The following is a 22,025-nucleotide window of genomic DNA, read 5'->3' as shown; positions in this document are numbered from 1 at the left end:
GGATCATCGGTCGTCTCCTTGCTCGTCCGTTTCTGCTCCGTCGTCGCCGGAGGCATCGGGTTTCGGGCCACCCGGACCCTCCATGCCGATCCCGAGGCGGCTGCGCATCTCGCTGAAGAGCTGATGGATGCGCTCGCTCCGGGTCGCCAGGCGCAGGAGGTCGCGTCGGATCAGCGGATCGAGGTCCTCGCCCGCGTCGATCTGCGGATAGAGCTCGCGCACCTGGTCGATGCGATCGAGCACTTCGGTCTCCATCTTCTGCAGGAGCTTCAGCTCTGCCACGTCCGGGACGAGCTGCTGCTTCCGCTCCCCCTGGTCCTGCTGCTGTTGCTGCTCGTCCTTCTTCTTCTCTTCCTCGGCCCGGCGGTCGAGTTCCTCACGGAGCGCGTCCTCCAGCCAGCCGAGGCCGTTCTCGACGTCCGACTGCAGGGCCTGGGTTCGCTCGCCCGAGTCGTAGTCGCCGCTGTCGCCGAGGTCCTTCGCGACGCGCTTCAGATCGCGCGAAGCGCGATCGAGCACTTCCGCGAACACCAGCGTCCCCTCGGCCGTGATCGCCTCGACGATCGAGTCGATGCGGCTGGCGAGCGCCTCTTCCTCCCGCGCGATGTTGCGCAGTCGAATCCGCATCGAGCGCGAGACCTTCGACTCACCCTCGCGGGACGCATCGACCTCGCGCGTCTCGTTCATCGCGTTCTGGTGAAGTCCACGGATCTCCTGGACCTCTTCGGCGATGCGGAACAGGAGCTCTTCCTGGCGCAGCGACTCGTACTTCTCTTCCTCGTCCTCGAGGTCCTTCAGCGCTTCCTCGATCTTCTGCTCGGTCTCCTCTTCGTTCTGGACGGCTTCGTCGAGCTGCTGCTGATCGAGGGACTCGGCTGCCTCCGCGGCTTCCGACGCGGCCTGCTGGAGCGCCTGGCTCGGCTGGTCGAGGCCCTCGCGCTCCTGGTTGCGCTGCGCCAGCTCCAGGAGCTTCTTCTCGATCTCCTTCTGGCGCTGAGCGAGTTCCTCGGCCTTCTGCTTCTGCGCTTCGGTCTGCGGCTGAGCCCCCTCGGCCGCGCTCCGCGCCGCGTCCTCCAGGGCATCGAGCGCTTCCCGCTGCGCCTCGGCGGCGTCGGTGCGCCCGGCGGGCTGCTCGAGGGCCTCGGCGGCCTTCTGCATCGCTTCGGCGGCGCGTTCGAGGGCTTCCGTGGTTTCCTGGGCCGCTTGTGGTTCCATGGCCGCGGACTCGGTGGCATTGGCGATGGCCTGGGCTTCCCGGGCAAGGGCTTCCTGCGCCGCCTTGGCCGCGTCCTGCGCCTTCTGGCCCGGATCGCCCTGGGGGCTCGAAGCGGACTGCGCTTGCGCGATGGCTTCCTGGAGCTTCTGGGTGGCTTGCTCGAGTTTCTCGGCAGCTTCCTGTGCCGCTTGTTCTGCGCGCTCCTGGGCCTCGGCAGCCTGTTCTGTCGGGCCTGACTCGGAGGAGGGGGAGCCCTGCTGTTGGGATCCTTCCTGCTGGGATCCCTCTTGCTGGGAGCCCTGCTGCTGCGATCCTTCCTGCTGGGAGCCCTGCTGCGGCGAACCCTGCTGCGGCGAACCCTGCTCGCTGGAACTCTCCGCGCTGGCCGCCTGCTCCGCCTGACGCCCGGCCTCCTGCGCCGCCTTCGAAGCCGCCGCGGCCGCTGCCGACGCGCGCTCCATCGCGGCCTGCGCCTCGCTGATCGCCGATGCCACCTCTTCCGCGCCCGCCAGCGGATCCGAGCCCACCGAACCCTCCGCCGCGCGCTGTGCGTTCTCCGCGAGCCGTTCCGCCGCCTGCGCCGCCGACTTCTGCCCGCTCATCAGGTCGTCCGCTTCGCGCGCGCTTCGACCGAGCGCACGGTCCAGCGCGCTGAGCGCTTCCGTCGTCGCCGCAGCGGCTTCCTTTGCGCTCTCCTCGGCCGCCTGGTCCGCCTGCGCCTGGGCCTCCGAACCGGCCTGTGCCTCGGCCGCCTGCTCTTCCGACCGGCCCCGCGCCTCGGAGGCGTTCTGCGCCGCCTTCAGGTCGTCCGCGATCTCGGCCGCCGCCTGCGCCGCGTCCGTGCGATCGCCCGCGGTGGCCTTCGTCGCGAGCGCGTTCGCCTTCGAGAGCGCCGACTCGCGCGCCGCGTCCGCGGCTTCACGCCGCTCACGCGCCATCGCTTCCAGCGCCTCGGCGCTCGCGTCCGCCCGCGCCGCTGCCGCCGCGCGCTCTTCCTGGCTCGACTCCGCCGCTCCGCTCTTGGCCATCGCGGCCGCTGCCTCGCGCACCTCTTCGGCCGCCGCGCGCATTCCCGCGTCCTGCGTGATCTCGGCCTTCCGCTCCAGGCTGTCGGCCATCTGGTCGAGCTGGCCCGCGGACGCGCGTGCGTCCGCCCGCGCCTCCTCCTGCGAGCCGGCCTGGCTCCGCGCCTCGGCGGCCGCCTCGCGCAGCGCTTCCGCCGCCGAGTCGAGGTCTGTCGCGCGCGCTTCGTCCGAGCGCGCCTTCGCGAGCTGCGGGCGCATCTCGCTCAACGTTGCGCGATCGGCCGCGCTGGCTTTCGTCAGCTGCTCGGCGCGTTCGCGCTGCTCCTCGGTGAGCCCCTGGAGTTCGTCGAGGAGCTTCTCCGCGTCGAACAGCCCGGACTCCTGGGCCGACTTCTCGTTCTTCCTGAGTTCGTCTCGCTGGGCCTCCAGCGCTTCCTGGATCCGATCCTGGATCTCGCGCTGCTCGGCGGTGGTGGACTCGTCGCGGAGCTTCTGCGTGTCCTCCTTGAGCTGCTTCTCCTCGGAGCTCAGCTCCTGGAGCGCTTCCTTCACTTCGCGAAGATCGGCGAGGTTCTCCTCGATGTTGTCGGCGGAATCGCGCCGCTGGAGAATGTCGAGCAGCTTCGTGACCCGCGCGACGACGCGTTCACCGCGCTCGATCGCGGCGAGGTAGCGCCCGCTCTTCAGGTCGTCGTTGGCGGTGCCGATGAGTTCCTCCAGCGTCCGTCCCTCCGCGTCCTCGGGTCGCTCGTCGAGCAGCTCGATCGCCTTGCGCAGGAGGGCGGCAGCCTCCGGGCGACCGTCGGCTTCGAAGCGCGGCACGAGCTTCGAGATGCGCGTTCGGAGCTGGACGATCTGGCGCTGGATGAGCTCCTGCTCGCTGGCGCGCGCCGCGATCCAGCGCGTGTCGGTCGGCCCGTCCTGGGCCGCAGCGGCGGGTGCCAGAACGCCAGAGGCCAGCGTGAGCAGCGAAGCGGCCAGCGTCATGGACACGGGCGCATTCGAGGAGGGGCGTTGCGGTTCGAACTTCATTTGCCTGACTCAGCTCCGGTGCGGATCTTCTCGAGGACGTTCTTCTGGCGGTTCGCGATGTCGCGGGTCAGCGAGATGATCGCCTGCATGTTGTCCCACTCCCCGAGATCGTTCATGAGCGTCTCGATGGAAGCGCGCAGCGCGCGAGCGCGCGCCACGGCTTCCTTGAGGCTCGTTCGCGTGCCATTCAATGGGGACTCGGCTTCCGCCGCGGTGCGCGCCTTTTCCAGGGCAGCCAGGAGGCCCTCGGACTCGGGGCCTGCCGCGCGCAGCGCCATGCCGACCAGTCGCACGAGTTCCCCCGCCCGGTCGGGCGATCCGAGCTGGCCGGATGCCACCTCGGAGCTCAGCGTTTCCCAGATCTCGGGCTGGAAGCTGCGCTCGATGGAGCCGGACGTCAGCTCGAAGAGCCGCGACTCCAGTGCGCCCGCACGGTCATCCATGCGCGCGTAGACCATCGAGGACGCGAGCCCCGAGAGCTCGCGGCCGACCGACATCAGGTCGCCCTGCATCCGACGCGCGTCGCTCTCCAGGCCGGTGATATCCCCGGGGGCGGGCGCCTCGGCGTCGTCCCCGTCCATCGCCATCGTGAACTCGTCCATCCGCGTGAGCGTGGTGGAGAGGCGAGTGTCGACCTGTCCCACGTCTTCTGCGGTGCGGCCGAGGCCGTCTCGCTGCCGGCGCAGGAACTCGTCGGCGCTCACGACGCGGAGGCGAACCGGGGCCGAGCGGGTCTCGTTCGGCTCGGGCCTGCGGGCGTCGAGGGCGAACGTCTGCAGCGTCACGACCTGACCGTCTTCCATCGGGCCTTCAGGACGAAGTCCGTTGATCTCGAGGAGCGTGCTCGCGAGGCCGGCGGATCGGACGACGCGCCCCTGGCCCTCGAGGGCTTCGGGCGCGCCCGCGAGCGGCAGTTCCATCGAGCGCAGCACCTCGTCCGTCGCGACCTCGCGGATCTCGTAGCGGAACGCTCCGAGCCCGAAGTCATCGCGGACGAGCACGCGCAGCGGCACGGCGCCGCCGGCGATGGTCTCGATCTCGGCGCGCCCGGGCTCGAGCGTGATCAGCTCGGGCCTGCGATCCGGGACGACCTCGATGCCGAAGAGCGCGGGGTCCGGGTTCGAGAGGCCGGAGTCGTCGGTGAGCTCGAAGCGAAAGCGGATCGACTCCGCGACCGTGCGCGTGAACCCGAGCCCCAGCACCGCCGCAGCGGGTGGATCGTCGCCAGAGGAAGCCGCTTCGGCCACAGGGAACGGCACGCGCTCCAGCTGGATCTCCTCGTCGTTCGGGAACGTGCGGGCGAGCCCGGTCGCGTTCTCGGGGTCCGTGCGCGCGATGACAGAGACCCGCGAGCCCGCGAGCACCGAGATGGCGGTGTCGCGCTCCGTGCGAGCCGGGAGGCCGGAGTACGCGGGCGGCTCGACCACGAACGCCAGGCTGGAGAGGTCGGGCGGCTGCAGGACCTCGATCTCGATCGTCTGCGCACCGCGCTGGTCGTCGCCGCCGTAGGCGCGCACCTCGATGTTCTCCTGGACGGACGGCAGCATCGTTCGGAAGGTGTCCTTGCCGCTCGGGCTCAGGTCGATCGCGGCGCCGCTCTTGAACTTCAGCGTCACGATCTCCGGCACCGTGCCCTCCGCGAGGACCATGATGGGAACGTCGCTCCCGCGGGCCGCGCGCACCCGGATCACGTCGACCGACGGGCGCTGGACGTCGAGGCCGCCGTTGCCTTCGGGCACGTCGATGATGAGCGTCGTGGAGCGCGGCCACGGAACGTTCTGTCCGAAGAGGCGCTGGCCGAAGATCGACGCCATCGCCGGCTGATACGCGAGCGCACCGACGGCGACGCTCGCCGCCACGAGCCCGGCGGCGACGCGGCCGATCGGGCCGCGGCTGTCCGTGACCCTGCCGAGATCGACCCTCGGAACGAGGGCTTCGGCATCACGCGCCACGCGCTGAACGAGCGGCGCGCCCGGGGAATCGGCCGCGATCTGCTGGCGCAGCTGGATGGCGCTGACGAAACGGTCGTCGTGGGGGACATCGTCCGGCAGCGCGCGCTGCGCGAGCATCGCGAGCCCCGCTCGATTCGGCACGCGCCGCGAGTACTGGAACAGAGCTCGCCGCAGCAGCCAGACCGTGCCTCCCACGAGGACCGCGAGGTGGATGAGGCGGATCGCAGACGGCAGCTTGAGCATGCGGTCAGCGACGTACATGAACAGCAGCCACGCGGCGGCAGCAGCGATCGTCGTCCCGAGTCCGTGCAGCCAGATGTTGCGCTTCAGCGTGGCCCCGAGCCGTCCTAGAAGGCGGTCGAGGTTCGGCGTCAGCGCCTGGGTCAGCGCGCGCGAGGTGCCGGAGGTGCCAGGGGGCGCGGAGGGCAAGGTAGGCGAGGTGGGCATTAGCGGTGGAAGATAGGCAGGAAATCGTAGGGGATCTCGAGGATCAAGCAGGCCATGGCGGTGCTGAACGCTTCGCCTGGGCCCACCCCGTTCCTCCACCTACCGTCGCTCTGCTGGTGCCGCAGAAGGAACGACCGGATCTCCTTGAAGTAGTTCTCCCAGTCGCTTCCGCCCTTCGTGTACATCGCCTGGACGCCGTAGTAGTGGCCGTACCAGAAGAAGTAGTGGCCGTTCATCCCGTACTGATGATTGAACCGGCCCATCTCGGCGTTCAAGAAGTCGATGCCGCGATCGATCAGATCGTCCGAGTAGATGCCGAGGCCGTTCAGCGCCGTGACGCCCGCGGCCGTGAGCGGGAACGTCGTCCGCGAACGGGCCTGGCGCTGGTAGCTGAACGTGCCGAGCCCGATCCATGCGTCTCGCTGTCCGCCGCTGCCGGTCACGGCGGAATCGACCACGTACCGGATGGCCTTGTCCACGGTCGACTTCGGCACGCGGATCCCGATGTTGCGGGCTGCGCGCAGCGCCAGGACCTGGCACACGACGATCGACATGTCGGAGTCGCGCGCGAGCGGCTCGTAGCGCCAGCCACCCTCGTCGTTCTGCACCGCCACGATGAAGTCGATCGCCCTCTGGAGACGGATGCGCACGTCCTCGCGGTGCGACATACCGTAGACCTCGGCCAGGAAGAGCGTCGAGAACGCGTGGCTGTACATCCGCGTGCCGCCGCGGCTGATGTAGCCGTCGTCGTTCACGCAAGAGAGAACGTAGTCGATGCACTTGTCGAGCGTGCGGCCGTGCAGGCCGCGGCCAGGCAGGTGCCCGCCCGCCAGGAATGCGATGCCAGCGAGTGACGTGACGCCCACATGCCCGTCGCCGTCGCGCGTCGAGCGGTAGCGGTCGTTCAGCTTGTAGCCGATGTTGCCCGTCCAGCTGCCGTCCTCGTTCTGGTGATCCGCGAGCCAGCGAAGGCCCTTCTCGGTGGCCGCCTCCTGCTCCTCGGTGATGCGCACGCCGAACGACGTTCCGCGCGAGCTGGAATCGGATTGGGCGACCGCGACCACCGCTCCCCCCGAGGGCGTCGGCTCGGCAGGACCTGGGATCGACGCCACCAGCGGCGCCGCGCCCGGAGACAGGAGGAAGAGGCCGCCGAAGAGGCCAGCCAGTCGGCCTTGAAAGCCGCCGCCTTGGGAAGTTTTGGTCATTCCAGTATCTCCATGGTTCTCTTGCCGCTGATGGCCAGCGACGAGCCGAAGGCCGCCATCTCCCTGGCACTCGTCATGTCACCGCCCGCCTGGAAACCGCGGGTCTCCAGAAGGGTGCCGGACCGCGCATCCAGGAACATGAGCTTCGTCTCGGTGGTGGTGGACCGCTTGCCGCTCTGCCGTGATTCCGAAACCATCAGTGCCATGGTTCCGTCGCCCACGAGGGGCGCGGGCAGCCCGCCGGCCGCCGTCATGCGCAGGTCCCGGAGCGCCGGGATCTCCCAGATGCGGCCGAGCTTGGGGTCGATGGCCCGGATCGTCGGCCGGCGCGTGGCGTCCCCCTCGGCGAGCACGACGAGGAGCGGAGAGTCGATCTCCATGCGCTTGTGATGGCGAATGCCGACCAGTCGCTCACCGCTGTCGATGGTGGCGAGTGGGCGCTGGTCGAGGGCACCGAGGCGCTCGTTCAGGATGTGAAGGCTGAAGGTCGAGTACAGGAGGCCGCCCGAGGACCGGCCTTTCTCGACGGACTCCAGCATCGCGATCCGAACGCGCTCCTCCGAGCCCTCGGCAGCGGGCATGTCGATGATGCCGAGCAGATCGTGGATGCCACCGCCGTGCTGGTCGAGGTCGACGGCCCAGGCCGGCTTACCGTCGTCGAGGTTGTAGGCCACGATGGCGTTCGCGAAGTCGTTGCTGTGCGCGCCGCCGAGGTGGGGGATGACGAGGTGCCCACGGTCCGTCCACGCGGCGAGTGCCATTCTCTCCTGGATCCGTCCGGTCGCGATCGCCGCGACCGGGTGACCGGTATAGAGGTCGTGAACGGCAGCTCGCAGCTGATTCTGCGGCAGCATCACGACCCGCCCGGTCTCGATCTTGAGGCTCTGGTGGTAGCTGCCGCCGATCTCACCGAGCCGCCAGAGTTCGAGTCCCTTCACCACGTCGATCCCGTGGACGTCGGCGACGTCGCGGGACGACGCGTGGTCCGTCACGACGACGACCATCCCGCCGCCGACTTCGATCCGGCCGATCATTCGGTTCGGTTGGCGGAAGGTCCAGAGTTCTTCGCCTGTCGCGGCGTCGAGGCACGCGACCTCGTCGTTCCGCTGAACGATCAGCCACGAGCCTCCACAGAGCGCGACGCGGCGCGGCCGATTGGAAGCCGTGAGAGTCAGGGACTCGGAGCGCTGCCAGAGCGGCTCGCCGCCGTCGCCGGAGCGCAGAGCCACCAGCCGGAGGCTGGAGGCGAAGTATCCGATCTCCCCGAGGCTCTCCGAAGCCGCGCCGTCCGTGCGTCGTAGCACCTGGCCCTTCTCGACGAGCGTGAAGTCTCCCTTCAGCTGCTCGCGCATCACCGCGGAGCTCGTGAAGCCGCGCTCCTGGGCCGTCGGCCGGCTCGCCTCGACCGCGGCGGTCCGCTCCTGGGTCCACCGATCCCGCAGTTCGGCGAGCGTCGTGCGCGTCCCTCCCGGCCCTTCGATTTCGAGTCCAGGGGAGTAGCGCGCCAGGTTCGTCACCACCCCGACCTTCAGCTCCGTATTGCCCTCGCCACCGAGCGTGGAGGCGAGCTGGACGAGGAGTTCTGCCTGGCGGGACGTGGTCCACGCCGGGTGCCAGTTGGCGGGGAGAGAGTCGACCACGATCTGCGCCACGTCGATGGCGGAACCACTCTCGAGCGCGACCTCGATGCGGACATCCGCAGCGCGGCCAGCGGCGCTCGATCCAGGGTAGAGCTCCGGAATGGCGTCGAGCAGCGTCGTGTTGCCGGAGGCCGATCGGGCCTGATCGATCGCGCGGGTGAGCGCCACGCTCGCGTCTGCCTCGAACTTTTCCAGAGCGGTCGACTCGGGGTACATCGCGCGCAGCGCGAGAATTCGAGCGCGCGCCCAGGATCCGCTCTGGACGCCGAAGAGGTTCTCCCTCGGCGACTCACGGAGGATTCGATGGAGCGCTTCGAGTTCCTGGCTGAGTGCCGCGACGCTGCCGGCTGGAAGGCTCCTCGCGATCTCGACCTCGGAGATCCTCGCGAAGAGCCCGCATTCGATCTGCGCTTCGGCGAGATCGCCCGGGACCGGGAAGGCTCCTGGCGTCGGGCGCGGGCGCACCTGGGCATCGATCGCGAACACCGGGCCCGACCACGGGTCGTGCCAGACGGCCTCGGGGCTGACGCCGGTCTTGATCGCGTCCAGGACGGCGCCGAGCGCGGCGGCCTCCGACCAGCGGGATCGGGTCACGTCGGTCCGGACGCCGATCTCGGCGTTCCTGTGGGGCGTCGCCAGCAGTCTCCCCAGGACCTCGCGGCGAGCCGCCACGTCGCGGGAGCGCTCGATCTCGTGGAGCGTGAGGAGCGCTCGACGCTCCTGCTCGTCGGAGACTGCGAGCGGGAGGGCAGCGCGCGTGGCCTGGCGGGCCGCGTTGACGTCCCCGCGCATTCGCTCCGCCTGCCCGAGCAGTACCTGGGTTTCGAAGCGGTCCGAACGCAGCGAATCCGCAGCCATCGGGCTCCCCGGCAGACGGATGGCATCGCCACCCACGGCCGCAGTTTCCGGGGCCGCAGTTTCCGGGGCTGCCGAGCCCGCGCTCTCCGTCCGAATACCGGCGCGATCCACGATGGTCGTGCGGGCCTCGTCGAGGAGCACGAGGGCGTCGCGCACGTTCCCGCCGCGACCGAGGGTGGTCTCCGCTCGCTCCAGCAGGAGGCGCACGAGCGTGGCGGCGTCGTCGAGGGTCGCACCGGGCCCGGCGAGCGCCGAGCGCGCACGCTCCACCATGGCGCGCCACTGGAAGCGCGCGTCGAGGCTCGACCCGTTCGCGCTGAAGAGCATGCCGTCCGCCACGAGCAGGTTGCCCACGCCGATGCGGCCCGCCAATTCCTCCACGACGAGCCCGGTATCCCGCTCGATCGCCAGGATGCGCTGGCCGGCGGGGACGTAGATCCGCGCCTTGTCCAGCACCGGCAGTCCGTCCTCCATCTGGTGCAGCGCGTTCGCGGGCCAAACCCAGTCGAGCCGCGCGGGTGGGCCGCTCCTGACACCGTTCACGAATTCGATCGACGCGATCCGTGAGCCTCCGAGAATCACGCGGCGGTCGTCGGCGCCGAGCAGGATATCGAGGCCGCCGACGCGCCTGCGGCGCTGCTGGATCACCTCGACGTTCATGTCGAGCGAAAGGCGCCGCTGGTCGTAGCTCCAGAGCATCGCGCCGCTGTCGAGGTCGAGCGCGAACAGCTCCTTGCCGTCGTAGGGCGCCGCGACGATCGTGTTCCCCGTGACGACCGGCGGAGCGTTGCGCCAGCGGTTGTCCATGTAGCCCGGCGAGTAGTACTGGGGCGGGGCCACGACGACCTGCTCGTAGACCGTGTCCCAGCGCGTCTCGCCCGTGAAGATGTCCACGGCAGCGACGATGCCGAGCTGGGTCAGGACGACGGCGGTATCCCCGACGACCACCGCGGGCGGCGCGGAGAACTCGACGTTCGCGCGGCCAAACATGTTGAGCGTGCGCTGTCCCGTGACGAGGGGAGCCGACCAGAGGACGTCGCCGGTCGCGAGGTCGAAGCAGCCGAGGTGCAGCTCGATCCTGCCGCGGAGCTGCGCCATCGGAACGAGGACGCGCGCTCCGACGATGGTGGGGGGGCCGACGACGGTCATGCGCTCGGCGAAGCTGCCCGAGTCACCGTTCCAATCCTTGGGCGGGAGCGTGTTCCAGAGCTCTTCGCCGGTCGCTGCGTCGAGGGCCACGAGCCTGCGTTCCGGGATGACCTCGATGATCTGCAGATCGTTGTACTGCTCGCTCTCCTGGTAGACCCAGGGAATTTGCAGCGGCGCGACGACGACACCGCGGCTGGCGGCCAGGCTCACGATATGCTCGCTCTTGTCGATGGCCTGCTCGAAGTCCCGCAGCTCCCGATCGGTGTAGCGGTTCCATCCCAGCCGCCCCGCGTTCATGGACCAGCGCTCCTCTCCATCGAACGCATCGATCGCGTGGACGCTGCGGCTCGTGTTCAAGAAGATCGTGTCGCCCTCGCGCTTGGGGAAGAGCCGGCTCGAGCCTGTGATGCCGTGGAAGGGGCCTTCCGGGATCGAGTAGGGGTGCTCCCATCCAGAGGGCGCCTCGCCCTCTGCCGAGGTGCCGACGCCAGACCTTCCGAACGGCGTGCTGATGACGAGGGACTCGGCGGCGATGCCCGTCGCCGGGCCGCTGACGAAGCTGGCCTCCGTCTCCTTGCGGGTTCCCGCCGAGCCGTCGAGGGACTCGGCGAGCTCGAGGGCGAGGTCGAGCCGCGCGAGCGCGCCCGCCCGCGAGGCTTTCTCGGGAAGGCTGGCCACGTCCGACCGGAGCATCAGCCAGTCGTCGCGCGTGATCGTCGAGCGCATCGGTTCGCCGACGTGGATCGCGGCGGCGCGGGCCCAGGCCCGGACGCCGTCGGCGGAGTGGCCGAGTTCCACCTCCAGGTCGCCGAGGGCCCACCAGGCGCGCTCCGCGGCGGCCGTCAGCGGCCAGCGGCGCGCCACGCGGGAAAGGGCGCCGCGGTCGCTCGCGGCGATGGCCCGGCGCAGGTTGTCCTCGGCCCGGGGTCCGAAGCGCTCTCGATAGAGCTTCTTGCCCTCGGGCGGGAGGCTGAAGAGCTGGCGAACAGCCCACATCCCCGCGCCCGCATGGACGTTGGACTGGGACGGGTTGCGCGCATCGTCAGGCTGCGGGCGCGCCGCGCCGAGCACCTCGCCGCGGTGTTCCTCGATCAGCGCCTGGAGTTCGGCGAGCGCCTCGGACCAGCGGCCCGCCGCGATGTGCTCGGTGGCCTCCGCGGCCTTCACGCGCGCCGCCTGGGTGTCGTAGAGGTGGAACGGCGCAGGCTGGAAATCGGCTTCTTCCTGGACGCCTGCCGCGCCGGGGTTTTGCACCGCGTTCGCGACCGAGCCAGTGGCGAAGATCGGAAACAGAGCCGTGCAGACCCGAAGCCAGGTCGGGACGGCGCGGTGAGTCGAAGGACGCACCTGTCGAGGCATCCCGTGGTTCCTTTGGAGTTCCATCTTCATCCAGCTCATCAAACCAGTTCCGCCTTCTTCCGGAGGATCCACTCGACGCCGAGGATGCCCAGCGCCAGCAGCAGGGTCGCCCAGCGGTCCCAGGCATCATCGAGCTGGCTCGAGACCGGCTCGCGGCGCTCCTGGTCGGGCGGGAACGCCTGCGCGATCTCGTCCGCCGTATCGATGGTGAGCGCAACGCCGCCGGTGGCGCCCGCGAGTCGCGCGAGGCCCTCGGGATCCGGGCTCGGGTCCGCGCTCTCCCGCGAGGGGAGGGTCACCATGAACTCGGTCGACACCCGTCCCGTGCTGGAGGATGCGGAGCCCGAGGCGGACGCGCCCGAATCGATCTTCGCCGTGTAGCGGCCCGGCCGCTCGGGCTGATAGGTACCCCGATAGAGGCCCGGCCGATTCGTGACGCCCGCGAGCACGAGGTTCTCGGGCTCGCCGTCCGGGCCTGCGATGACGATCTCCTGCGAAGGCTGGTCGCTCGGACGGAAGTCCTCGTCGAGCACCCGCGCTTCCAGCGTGACGCGCTCGGAGATGTCGTACTCGCTGCGCAAGGCCTCCAGCTCGAAGCGGCGATCGCCGCTGCGCATGCGCCCCAGGGCGAGCCACCGCAGCGCGTTGCGCCAGAACGCCTCGTAGTATCGATAGCCGTAGCGGTTGCGCCAGCGGTACGACGCTTCGATTCCCAGGAACATCGTCCGGCCCGACGGGTAGTAGCCGACGACGAGCAGCGGATCGCGCTCGCCCGGGTTGGCCGTGGAGATCGTCGAGTGACGGAGCAGCACCTGGGAGCCAGGCTTGGCCCCGAGCACCGGGAAGTGCCAGAAGAAGCCCTTGAGTCCGCGGGGCGCTTCCCAGAGAGTGCGGTTCACCTCGAGGTCGCCCTCCAGCCTCACGATCTCGTGGGGCGCGGCGGGCTCCTCCAGGGTGTAGCGGTACTCGTCCTCGGTCGGTGCGTCGACGGCACCGAATCCAGTGCGATCCAGTTCCACCGGCAGGAGCGACGCGAATTCGGTGCCCGCGATCGAGCGCGGCATGTCGTAGGGGCCTGCGATGAGGCACAGGCCGCCGCCCCGTTCGACGAACTCCGTCAGGGAGCGCACGAATTCCTCGCCCTTCGCCGGGTCCGGAGAGATGTCGTAGGGATTGACGTCCCCCAGGATGACCACGTCGTAGTTCTCCAGGAGTTCCTCGCGCGAAGTCGGAACGCTCGTGAGCGGAGCGAGTCCCTTCGTCCGGTCCTGCTGGAAGTCGGGCGTGGCCGACAGGAGATAGAGCTGGACGTCGATGCGCTCGTCCATGCGGCGCAGCTCGGTGTTCAGGAACCGGTACTCGTAGCGCGGGTAGCCCTCGACGTAGAGGACGCGGACCTTCTCGCGGCTGACAGCGACGGTCGCGAACGCGACGTTGTCGTCGATCACGCGCTCGTCCTGGAGCGGCTCGACGCGCAGGCGGAAGCGGCGCTCGGTGGAGCCGAAGTCCACGGCGTCGCGGCCCGCGACGAGGACGACGCGGTCGCCGGATTCGACGAGCGGCACCTCGACGGACGCGACGAGTCGGACCTCGTCCCTTCCGTTCGTGGAGAGTTCCTCCAGGTAGAGCGTCACGTCGCCGCCTTCCGTCCCACGCGCCGAAACGCGGGCGGCGATCTCGACCTGGTCGCCCTCCAGAACGGACTCCGGGGCATCGACGAGTTCGACGTGGACGTTGACCTCGGTGCGGGCGTCGCCGATCAGCACGGTGTTGATGGCGATCCCGCTGGTGCGGGCCGCCAGCGCGGCTTCCTCGGGCAGTGCGCCGACGTTGGAGCGGCCGTCCGAGACCACGACGATGTCGCTCACGTAGCGGCCGCGGTGGCCGGCGAGCGCCGCGCGGATCGCGTCGCCCAGCGCGGTCGCGGCACCGCGACCGGAGAGCGTGGTGTTGTCGCCGAGGGTCGAGAGATCGTCGGCGAAGCGTAGGGTGCGGGGGACGTACCCCCGCTCGGTCGCGGCCTCGATCAGGCCCGGGCGAAGGGCCGTCGCGATCTCGGCGCGGCTCGCGGTCTCGGGCGACTTGCCGGTCAGCGCGGTGACGGCCCGGCGCGCCTCGTCCGCGCCGATGTACGGATCCTGGCTGGCCATCGAGCCCGAGTCATCGAAGAGGAAGAGCACTTCCGGCTGGATGACGCTTTGCTCCTGCCGCACGAAGACCGGGCGGAAGATGACGGCGAGCAGCAGCAGGAAGCTGAGCGCACGCAGGGTCACGAGGGACCAGCGCATCCTCCGGGAGAGCGATTCGCGCCAGTACGCGATCGTCGCGATGGCGAGGGCGCCGGGGACCAGGATCAGCGCGACGATCCAGGGCGCGGGCATCTCCAGGAAGCGCCAGGTCTCCTGGACGGCGTCCGCGCCCCTGGAGGCGACGGCGGACTCCTGGGCCTGGACGAGTGATTCGAGCAGTGCGATCTTCATCGTGAGGAGCGAGGGCATCATGAGATCGCTCCGCGACGACGGCCGATGTAGGCGCCGAACAGGGACTCGAAGACGAGGAAAAGAAGGGCGGCCATGGCCAGCCAGCGCCAGATCTCGCCGTTGCGCGGCTGGCTCGCGGCATCGGCCCGGCGGTCGCCTTCGGCGGTGACCTCGGCCACGATCAGCGCCGGGTGAATCGCTTCCACCTCGGCGGGAGTGGCGCGCGCGAGGTCGCTCTCCGAGGTCTCGAACTGGACGGCGATCGGCTGGGGGCGCACGCCCTGGGCCCGCAACTCGTAGACGCCGACCTCGTTGAGCCACGCGCCAGGCAGGCGGGGGAGGGCCCAGCGCTGGTCGGGTCGCTCGGTGGCGTCGCCTTCGATCGGCTGCTGGCCGCCCGAGGGTCGCACCAGAGCCGCCTCCCGGGGGAATTCGTTGACGATCACCGTCACGTCTTCGCCGACGCTGACCGTGCGCTTGCCCTCGTCGCGGGCGCGCAGGTTCTGGAGCAGCTCCAGCACGAGCGGCACGAACGTCTTGCCCGAGTCCGGAACGCGGTTCCACGCGGGGTCGATCGAACTCGTCCAGAGCAGCACGCGGCCATTCCCGTAGGCGCGCTCGACGAGCAGCGGGCTGCCCGCCGAGTCGTCGAAGCGAGCGAGCACGCGGGCGCCCTCCAGGGGAATGGCGGCGACGAACTCGTAGAACGGGACCTCGGTGAGGAGCGGGCGCCGCTTCTCGTCCGAGAAGTAGAAAAGGCCTGGGTAGGTCTCGTCGAAGGAGTTGACGCGGTAGTAGGTCGTGCGGCGCGGAGCGGCGACGCGGCGCTGGAGTTCGGCCGGGAGGAGGCCGGTGCCGTCCTCGCGGAGGAGGCTCTCGCTCCAGTCGGCGAGGCTGCCCATGCGATCGCCCGCGGTGATCAGGAGGCCCGCGCCCGCGGCGACGCGCTCTTCGATCCTCGCGACGGCCGACGAGGGGATCGTCGGGACGTTGGCCAGGATGATGACGTCGGCCTCGTCGATGGGGGCGTCCGCGCTGTCGAGGTCGGCGGGGCGGATCGTGCGGACCGAGAACGGGCTCGTCGTGTCGCCGCCGAGCGAATCGTCGGGCGGTTCGAGCACGGCGAGGAGGAACCCGACCTCGTCGTCTTCGAGGCGGTCGGCGGGCGCGCCGTTCACCACGAGGATCTCGAGGGGTTCGGGGAGGTAGATCACGAGCGAACGCTCGTCGTCGACGCCGAGGCGATCGCCTTCGAGGGACGCCGTGAGCGCATGGTGTCCGGCCTCGGCGATCTCCGCGGTGAAGACGGCCTCGGCGCTGCCGCGCGCAGGAATATCGATGCGCTGGCTCGGGAGACGCTCGCCGCCGACCTTGAGCGCGATGCGCTCCGCGAGCAGATCCTTGTCACCGAAGTTCGCCATCGAAACGGCCACCTCGAAGGGGACCCCGGCGCGGGGTTCTTCGCCGAGGATGGTGAGCGACTGGACCGCGAGGTTGTCGGGGCGAAGGACGCGTGGGCCGAGGTCCTCGACCAGGACCTTGATCTCCAGCTCGTCGAGGCGGGCGAGTTCTTCGGCGAGAGCGCGCGGCTCGGCGGCCTCGTTGGAGCCTTCACGGTCGCTCCCGCGGGCCGTGGAGGCGGCGAACGTCGACGCCTGAAGGTCGGTAAGCCAACGCACGTCGGTCGCGCTCGAAACGCCGCTCTTGATGTCGTCCGAGATCGCTTCCGTGACGTCCGCGATGGCGGCGGCGAGGTCGGCGGTCTCGTCGAGGGGGGATTCCAGCGTCTCCAGGATCGACGCGGCGTCGGTCGGATCCGTCATCGGGTAGCTGCGCGGAACGGCGCCCGCGAAGACGAGCCGCACGCGGTCGCCGCGGGAAGCGTCGAGTTCTTCGATGAGTTCGGACGCCCGGGCGACGATGCGCTCGAAGACGGTCTCGACCTCCTCGCGGTAGCCGGTGGAGGCCGATCCGTCGATGATGAGCACGAGGTCGCGGCGCTCCTCGCGAAGGGCCGCGAGGGGGCTATCGCCCGAGGCGAAAGGGCGCGCGATCGCGAAGGCGAGCGCGGCGACCGCCAGCATGCGCAGGAGCAGCAGCAGGAGGTTCTCCAGCTGGACCTGGCGGCGCGTTTTCTTGTACGCCGCGAGCACGAAGCGCATCGCCGCCCACCGCTGGGGCCTGTGGCGCTGGCGGTTGAGCAGGTGAATGATCAGCGGCACGACGCAGAGCGCGGCGCCGATGGCCAGTCCGGGGTTTTGGAATCCTTCGATCACGGGGGAGTCGGGGGCAGCGAGAGTCAGGAAGCTCCGCCGCGTGCGCGGGCGAATCGACGTGCGAGGTAAGCAGAGAGGACGGCGTCCAGCGGTTCGTCGGTCGAGACGCGCAGATAGTCGAGGGACAGGGAGCGGGCCTGGCGCGCGAGTTCCTTCGAGTGGGCCTGGATCTCCTCGAGGTAGGCCTCGCGGATGGCCTTGGGGTCGATCTTCAGATCGCCCGCGCCCTCGAGTCCTTCGAGCTTCACGAGCTTGTCGAGGTCGAAGGACATTTCGAGCGGGTCGACCACCTGGATGAGAATGATCTCGTGCCCGCGGTGAACGAGGCGCTTGACGCCGTCCATGATGGTGTCGATCTCGTCGAAGAAGTCCGAGAAGATCGCGGTGATACCGCGGTGACGAAGGCGCGGAGCGAGGGCCTTGAGGACCGAGCCCACGCCGGTCGGGCCGCCGGGCGTCGCTTTCTGCAGCTCGCGCAGGATCGCCACCTCCTGGGGGCCGCCGTTGCCGGGCGGAACCTTGGCGCGCATCTCGGTGTCGAAGATGACGAGGCCCGCCGTGTCGCGCTTCGACAGGACGAGGTGGGCGAGGGCGGCTGCGCCCCAGCGGGCGTAGTCGAACTTGCTCCAGGGGAGCGAGCTGAACGCCATCGACTCCGATGCGTCGACCAGGATGTTGAGGGAGAGGTTCGTCTCCTCCACGTACTCCTTCACCACGAGGCGCTCGGAGCGCGCGAAGACCTTCCAGTCGATCTTCTTCGTCTCGTCACCGGGCGCGTAGGCGCGGTGCTGGGCGAATTCGACGGAGCTGCCTCGCTGGGGCGAGGCGTGCATGCCGGACATGAAGCCCTCCACCGCCTTTCTGGCCACGAGTTCGAGGCCGGAGAGTCGATCGAGGATCGCGGGGTCGAGGGTTCCGAGCGGACGCGCCAAGGTTTCTTCGGCTCTGTGAGCCTTTCAGGTCGTGGGGGGGATGGACGGCGGGTAGCGGGGGCCGAAGGTCAGGGCGGCCGTTCCGCGTCAGACGCGAACGCCCGGCAGACCCGCGCCGACCTTGCTCGGATCGATCTCCTGGAGAAGGCGGTCGATCAGGTGGTCCGACGTGATGTCCTCCGACTGGGCCTGGAAGTTGGTCACGATGCGGTGGCGCAGGACGGGGTGCGCGACGGCCTTGATGTCGTCGAGCGAGACGTGGCTGCGGCCGGCGATGGCGGCGTGGGCCTTGGCGCCGAGGATCAGGAACTGGCTCGCGCGCGGGCCGGCGCCCCAGTCGACGCTCTCCTTGATGAAGCCGAGGGGCTCGCCGCCCCGAACGCGGGTCGCGCGGGTGAGGGCGAGGGCGTAGTCGAGGATCTCGTCGGCCACGGGGACCTCGCGGACGGCGGCCTGGAGTTCGGCCAGTTCCTCGCCGCTGACGGCGGAGGCGACCTCATCACCGCTGCCGCCGGTGGTGCGCTTCAGGATCTCACGCTCCTCGGCTGCGTCGGGGTAGCCGACGTTGACCATGAACATGAAGCGGTCGAGCTGGGCCTCGGGCAGCGGGTAGGTGCCCTCCTGCTCGATCGGGTTCTGGGTCGCGAGGACGAAGAACGGCTGGGGCAGCTCGTGGGTCTTGCCGCCGGAGGTGACGCGGCGCTCCTGCATGGCCTCCAGGAGGGCGGCCTGGGTCTTGGGCGGCGTCCGGTTGATCTCGTCGGCGAGGACGACGTTCGCGAAGAGCGGGCCGTTCTCGAAGCGGAAGGAGCGGGCGCTCGTCTCCGGGTCGATGAACAGGAGTTCGGTGCCGGTGATGTCGGACGGCATGAGGTCCGGCGTGAACTGGATCCGGTTGAACGACAGGTCCATGGTCTTCGCGAGGCTCGAGATCATGAGCGTCTTCGCGAGGCCGGGGACGCCCACCAGGAGGCAGTGGCCGCGGGTGAGGATGGCGAGGAGCAGCTGGTCGAGCACCTCGTCCTGTCCGACGATCACGCGGCGCAGCTCGGCCTTCATCTTGGAGTGGACGTCGCGGAGTCGTTCGAGCTTGGCTTCGAGCATGGATCGGGTCGCCTGGCGCGGTGAGCGGTGGGCTGGCTGGAAATAGGAGTGGGGGGGGCGCTATGGACGGTCGGCACCAGGAATAGGTGCCGTCCCAGGGGGCTGCTACGGGCCAGGACCCCAATTCGGTGGGCTTTCCCCGTAGGAATAGGACGCACAGTAGCGGGATACGCGGTCCGTCCTGCACTGCCACGCGAGGTTTACACGCTCCTCGGGGGGCTCATCGGCTTTCCCGGGCCATTCCCCAAGGGGGCGCCACCGCGCGGGGGGGCGCTTCATCGGCCCGGCAGTCGGAAGACCCAGACGGTATCGCGGCCGAGGATGTAGAGGAGTTCACCGCGGCGGACGGTGTTGCCGCCGGTGCCGGCGCCCTGGCTGGCGAGTGGGGCTGCGCTGAACAGGCTGAAGTCCCTGGCCGCGGCGAATCCGCTCACCTCGGTGGTACCAGCGAGCCACAGGCGGGTGCCCGAGGCGTCCAGGGCAGCGGTGCCGGCGAAGCGATCGTCGGGGGCGAGGTAGGCGGCAGGCTGGCGCAACCCTCCCGGGTGGTCGACCAGGAGGGCGGAATGGCGCCCGTGGCGGCCGAGAAGCACCAGGGTCGAACGCTCCTCCAGGGACGGGTGGGCGCCGAGTGGGTTCTGGCGGGTCGGAGGCAGGGGCAGGACGGCGGCCAGATCCAGGGCGTCGTCGCGTCGCCTCGGGGCCTCACGAAGCAGCGATCCGTCGAGCGGCGCCGGGCCCGCGGGCAGGGCGTAGCAGAAGCCGGAATCGAACGGCGTGAACCAGGCGACCCGCCCGGGCGCTCCGCTGTCTTCCGGCGCCTCGACCACGAGGGGCGGTCGCGAGCCCGGCCAGCCGCCCTCGCTGACCCTTCGCCGCTGGTTGCGGAAGGCCCAGAGGAGGCGCCCGTCCGCGACGCTGTAGGCCGCAAGGAGGCCTGAGTTGGTGCCGACGAGCAGCGTTCCCGTGGTGCGCTCGATCATGAGCGGCATGGTGGTGCTCGCGTAGTAGCCGCCTTCACCCCGGGCGGTGCCGTCGAGGAGCCCTCGCTCCTTCGTGACGGAAACGGACCATCGGACGGCGGCGGTCCTGGCATCCATCGCGAGGAGTCGGACCTCGTCCGTGTGGTCCTCGGCGTTCTCGCCGCCGCTCGAGCCGAGGCCGCGCGCGAGGACGAAGAGGGTGCCGTCGGCCATGACCGGGCCGGGCTGGAACTCCCAGCCGGTGCCGAGGTCCCAGCTGTTCAACCGGCCTCCATCCCTCGAAAACGTGTCCGTGAGGGTCCCGAACCGCATCCGATCGTCGTCTCGCCGCGAGCGGCGGTCGCCCGAGGGGTCGTAGGCGACGATCCCGTCCCGCACGACCCAGAGCGGCTGGAGCGGGCGGCTCTTGGGGCCCTGCAAGCACATACCGAGGGCGTTTCCGACCGCCGGAGTTTCGATATCGCGGAAGCTTCGTCCGGGTTCGCCGCGGCCCATGACGAGGGCGACGCGCTGGCCGTCGGTCGCGGGGAGGGACGGCCAGCCCCCGGCGGAGGGCGCGGCGCGGGCGACGGGCTGGTGGATGCCGAACAGCTCCTCGTAGAGCGTGCGGGTGGGGCCGAGGAGGCCGAGGACGAGGCCCTTGCCGTCCTCGGTGGGGGAGAGAGAGAGCAGGCCGTGGGCGCCCTGGATCACGGCCGTTCCGTCCTCGAAGAAGGCGATTCCGGAGGTCAAGCCCAGGCCGAAGGGCTCGTCGGAGCGCCGGGTGAGGCCGGTGATCCGCTGGATGGTCACCTCGTGCAGGAGGGGGTCGTCCGGGAGGCCCGAGGACGCCTGGTCGTCGGTGTCACGCGGGGCGAAGTTCCCCGGCGCGGCCGATTCCTGGTCGGAAAGCGTGGGGCTGACGGCCTGGGTGGCTCGCGTGTGATCTTGGCCGGTGCGTCGCGCCAGCGCGAGGTCGAGTGCGCTGCGTCGAGACTCCAGCGCCCGTCGCCATTCCCGCTCGCCGTCGGGCGCATGCTGGCTGGCGCGAGCGAGCCACGCGCCCGCGGCGCTGGGGCGTCCCGCCTCCAGGGAGAGGTCGAAGAGGGCGAGTGCGGCCCGTGCGGCTGACGGGGTGAAGGGGAAGTCGCGCTCGACGCGCTGGAGAGAAGCGCTGGTTTCGGAGAGGTCTCCGAGCCGTGAATCGCGGCTGGCGAGAGCTCGCTCCCAGGCTGCACGGGCGAGCGAGTCGAATCGATCGCGCCAGGCGCTGCGGTCCTCCGTGGAAAGGGAGAACAGGCGGCGCTTGACGGCCTCGGCGACGCCTTCCGCGCGGCGCGAGTGGGTGTCGTCCGGATCGGGGAAACGGAACGCGTCGGCCGCGGGGGCGAGTCGGACGCCATCGCCGGCGGACGAGGTGGTCAGCGCTTCGCGCCACGCGTCGAAGGCTGCGTTGCGGGGACCGGATCGGTTGCGATCGGCGGCATCCGTGGCCCTCGCCCAGTTCGCATCACCTGCGGCCAGCGCTTCCTCGGCGGAGCGCTGGGCTGGAAGGGGCGCGGAGTTCTGGATCGCTCCTTCCTCATCGGCGCGCGCGGTGGCGATGGGGGCGGCCAGGCCGTTCGTCGCTGTCAGCGCGGCGAAAAGGAGGGTGACGGGGAGGCGTGGGGGAGCGAGGGACGGAGCGGTGGGCGCTTGCATGGGCCATCAACCGTGCCACGTGTCGCTTGCGGGCGCGAGTGCGAATCACCCGCAGGAACGCGGGAAAGGCCGTTTTCGGCCAGGAAGGACGCTATCGGGCGGATGGCGCGTGCGACTCTTTCTCCGCGCGAGCCTTCTCGCGCAGGACGCGTTCCCGGAAGAGCGGATCCTCCCACGCCTCCCGCTGCGCGGTGAGACGCTCGAACTCGCGCTGGGTCCGCTCGTTCCGCTCCACGACGGTGGGCTGCTCGTACTGCAGGCGATGCTGCTCTCGAAGGGCTGGTTTCAGGCCGCCTTCCGTGAGCTGCCATATAAGGACAAGCGGAACCCAGACGGGTGCCCACGACACCGCGGTGCGCAGCAGACGGAGCGGGAGAGCGTTGGAGAGGGTGCGCGCCTGAGCCATGCGCGCGCCATCGGTAGGGGGTCCCCAGGCCTGAACCGGCAACCCTCATTTCTTCGCGTCCTCGCTCTTTCAGGGAGACAGAGTCCTCTCCGCGAGCGTTCTGCGAGCCCCGATCGCCCCTCACGGGCCTCCCAGGCGGGTTCTGGGCCGCCTTGAACGCAGCTTGGAGAGAAATTTCAAAAGAACCGTGTGAGCCCCTTGACGGGAGGAGCAAGATCCATATACTCCCCCCCCTCGAAGCAGCGCCAAGCGCCGCAGCGAGCGCCTCACAACGCAGCCCA

The 22,025-nt window shown here is 69.9% G+C and carries 10 protein-coding genes; all 10 read right to left on the bottom strand.

Going from position 1 to position 22,025, the window contains the following annotated elements:
* Nucleotides 1–3: 3 nt before the first annotated feature.
* A complete protein-coding gene (locus Poly30_RS20260; RefSeq protein ID WP_145201514.1) occupies nucleotides 4–3,228 on the bottom strand; it encodes a hypothetical protein in 3,225 nt (1,074 codons plus the stop codon).
* Between the two features lie 41 nt (nucleotides 3,229–3,269).
* Nucleotides 3,270–5,672, bottom strand: a complete 2,403-nt coding sequence (locus Poly30_RS20255) for a DUF4175 domain-containing protein (RefSeq protein ID WP_145201512.1) — start codon at nucleotides 5,670–5,672, stop codon at nucleotides 3,270–3,272.
* Complete coding sequence (locus tag Poly30_RS20250) at nucleotides 5,672–6,877, bottom strand: prenyltransferase/squalene oxidase repeat-containing protein (protein WP_145201510.1); 1,206 nt, start codon at nucleotides 6,875–6,877, stop codon at nucleotides 5,672–5,674. The genes Poly30_RS20255 and Poly30_RS20250 overlap by 1 nt, the downstream gene beginning before the upstream one ends.
* Nucleotides 6,874–11,913 (bottom strand): outer membrane protein assembly factor BamB family protein, encoded by a 5,040-nt coding sequence (locus tag Poly30_RS20245; protein ID WP_145201508.1) that lies wholly within the window; start codon nucleotides 11,911–11,913, stop codon nucleotides 6,874–6,876. The genes Poly30_RS20250 and Poly30_RS20245 overlap by 4 nt, the downstream gene beginning before the upstream one ends.
* Before the next feature lie 8 nt (nucleotides 11,914–11,921).
* Nucleotides 11,922–14,384 carry a VWA domain-containing protein gene (locus tag Poly30_RS20240; RefSeq protein ID WP_145201506.1) on the bottom strand — a complete coding sequence of 821 codons (2,463 nt, stop codon included), beginning with the start codon at nucleotides 14,382–14,384 and terminating at the stop codon, nucleotides 11,922–11,924.
* The gene (locus Poly30_RS20235) at nucleotides 14,381–16,639 is read right to left on the bottom strand and encodes a BatA domain-containing protein (protein WP_145201504.1); all 2,259 of its coding nucleotides are present in this window, start codon (nucleotides 16,637–16,639) and stop codon (nucleotides 14,381–14,383) included. Before Poly30_RS20235 ends, Poly30_RS20240 begins: the two co-directional genes overlap by 4 nt.
* Nucleotides 16,640–16,662: 23 nt before the next feature.
* Entirely contained in the window at nucleotides 16,663–17,571 is a 909-nt protein-coding gene (locus Poly30_RS20230; protein ID WP_145201502.1) for a DUF58 domain-containing protein, read from the bottom strand.
* 87 nt (nucleotides 17,572–17,658) lie between these two features.
* A complete protein-coding gene (locus tag Poly30_RS20225) occupies nucleotides 17,659–18,675 on the bottom strand; it encodes an AAA family ATPase (RefSeq protein WP_145201499.1) in 1,017 nt (338 codons plus the stop codon).
* Nucleotides 18,676–18,950: 275 nt separating this feature from the next.
* Nucleotides 18,951–21,338: a YfgM family protein gene (locus Poly30_RS20220; RefSeq protein ID WP_145201496.1), complete on the bottom strand. Its 2,388-nt coding sequence runs from the start codon at nucleotides 21,336–21,338 to the stop codon at nucleotides 18,951–18,953.
* A gap of 91 nt (nucleotides 21,339–21,429) precedes the next feature.
* Nucleotides 21,430–21,744, bottom strand: coding sequence for a hypothetical protein (locus Poly30_RS20215; protein WP_145201493.1), 315 nt, complete (start codon nucleotides 21,742–21,744; stop codon nucleotides 21,430–21,432).
* Between the last annotated feature and the right edge of the window lie 281 nt (nucleotides 21,745–22,025).

Source organism: Saltatorellus ferox (assembly GCA_007751475.1).
In the GTDB taxonomy this organism is placed as follows: Bacteria; Planctomycetota; UBA1135; order UBA1135.
The sequence above is the reverse complement of the archived record's forward strand: the minus strand, read 5'-3'. Positions and strand labels throughout refer to the sequence as shown.

Coding starts and splice junctions, on each gene's coding strand:
- Poly30_RS20255 (WP_145201512.1), bottom strand. CDS start 5,672: ATGCCCACCTCGCCTACCTTGCCCTCCGCGCCCCCTGGCACCTCCGGC.
- Poly30_RS20250 (WP_145201510.1), bottom strand. CDS start 6,877: ATGACCAAAACTTCCCAAGGCGGCGGCTTTCAAGGCCGACTGGCTGGC.
- Poly30_RS20240 (WP_145201506.1), bottom strand. CDS start 14,384: ATGATGCCCTCGCTCCTCACGATGAAGATCGCACTGCTCGAATCACTC.
- Poly30_RS20245 (WP_145201508.1), bottom strand. CDS start 11,913: ATGAAGATGGAACTCCAAAGGAACCACGGGATGCCTCGACAGGTGCGT.
- Poly30_RS20225 (WP_145201499.1), bottom strand. CDS start 18,675: ATGCTCGAAGCCAAGCTCGAACGACTCCGCGACGTCCACTCCAAGATG.
- Poly30_RS20260 (WP_145201514.1), bottom strand. CDS start 3,228: ATGACGCTGGCCGCTTCGCTGCTCACGCTGGCCTCTGGCGTTCTGGCA.
- Poly30_RS20220 (WP_145201496.1), bottom strand. CDS start 21,338: ATGCAAGCGCCCACCGCTCCGTCCCTCGCTCCCCCACGCCTCCCCGTC.
- Poly30_RS20215 (WP_145201493.1), bottom strand. CDS start 21,744: ATGGCTCAGGCGCGCACCCTCTCCAACGCTCTCCCGCTCCGTCTGCTG.